1 protein-coding gene is annotated in these 1,499 nt (G+C 66.9%); it reads right to left on the bottom strand.

Annotated elements, in window-relative coordinates; translation table 11 throughout:
• Positions 1-30: 30 nt before the first annotated feature.
• Entirely contained in the window at positions 31-1,260 is a 1,230-nt protein-coding gene (locus tag ABZU75_RS46420; protein WP_355569989.1) for an IS110 family transposase, read from the bottom strand.
• Positions 1,261-1,499: the final 239 nt, after the last annotated feature.

The following is a 1,499-nucleotide window of genomic DNA, read 5'->3' as shown; positions in this document are numbered from 1 at the left end:
GGGATGTAGACACCTCACGTGGGTGAGGTGTCAAGCGGCGGCTGATTCAATCTTTTCCTTAGGGGTGGGCCAGGCGGTGGCTTCGTCGTAGAGCACGCCGTTGTGCAGGCAGTGCCAGAGCTTGGCCAGCAGCTTGTTGGCCAGGTTGCGCAGGGCGCCGTTGTGGGTGTCTCCGGCGGCTCGCCGCTGGTCGTAGTGAACTCGGGCGCCGGCCGATTTAGTGATCGCGGCGAAGGCCCACCAGTGGCAGGCGTCGGCCAGGCGCTTGTTGCGGATATACCGGGCTGAGACGATCTTCATCTTGCCTGATGCGCGGGTGATGGGAGCGGTGCCCGCGAAGCCGCGCAGTCCGGCGATGTCGGTGAAGCGGCTGCGGTCATCACCGAGTTCGCCCAGGACTCGCGCACCGAGCACAGTGCCCAGGCCTGGCATGCTGGTGACGATCTGCGCCTGGTCGTGGCGGGTGAACAGGCCGGTGAGCTGCTCTTGCAGCGTGTCAATGGCGCCGGTCATGGCGACGATGACGTCGATGAGGCCGGCGGCGGCAACCCCGAAGGCCTGCTCCACTTCGGCGGGCTGGCGCAGCTGCTCTTGGCGCAGTTGAGTCGACAGACGCTCCGGCAGTGCTGGATCGATACGCCGCCCGGCCTTGCGCAAAAGCGTCTCCATCCGGCTGGGTGTTAACCTCGCCGCGGCTTGCGGCGTGGGCGCGGCCCGCAGCACCGTCAACGCCGCACGCTGGGTCAGGATCGGAAACGCCGCCAGCGCGGCCGGGTAGAACTCGCGCAGCAGCGAGCGCAACCGATTCACCGTCTGCTGCCGCGCCCAGATGGCTTCCTGATGCTGGCGAGCGACCGCCTTCACCCCTCGGGCGAGATTAGTGTCGGCGGGCAACGGCCGATGCCGATGACGGTCGGTGCGCAAGATGTCGGCCAGGACCGCGGCGTCGCCAGGGTCGGACTTACCGCCGGCCTGCCCGTGCCGTTCCCGATACCGGGCCACCGCCCTGGGGTTGATCGCAAACAGGGTGAACCCGGCCGCCACCAGGGCCGCGACCAGCAGACCCTTGTCTGTTTCGATGGCGATCTCGATGGAGGTGGGCCCGTCGGGCCCAGCGTGCTCGGCGAGTAGTTCGGTCAGCCGCCGAAAGCCGGCCAGGTCGTCACCGATCCTGGCTCTGGTCACGATCGCAGCGTCGGCGTTGATCAACGCGATGTCATGGTGTCGCTCCGACCAGTCGATCCCGCAGGTGATGCGCAACAGGCCCTCCTCGAGTGATGTGACCGATGTTCGAGCACAGGGCCTGCGCAGCACCCTCATGGATAGCGCTCGCGGCGCGACACCTCACCAGCTGGCTGCAGACCCAGCAGCCGGCGGGGCCACCGTCTACATGAAGACTTCAAACAAAGTCGGTGATATCTGAGTGGTCACCCGCCGACAGCTCGACCTGCACCCTGCCCGATCCTCTGTGGCTCTCCCATGAGGTGATGTCGCCGACC

The organism is Streptosporangium sp. NPDC005286 (genome assembly GCF_040607515.1).
In the GTDB taxonomy this organism is placed as follows: Bacteria; Actinomycetota; Actinomycetes; order Streptosporangiales; family Streptosporangiaceae; genus Streptosporangium.
Note: the sequence above shows the minus strand (reverse complement) of the source record. Positions and strands in the feature narration are given on the sequence as shown.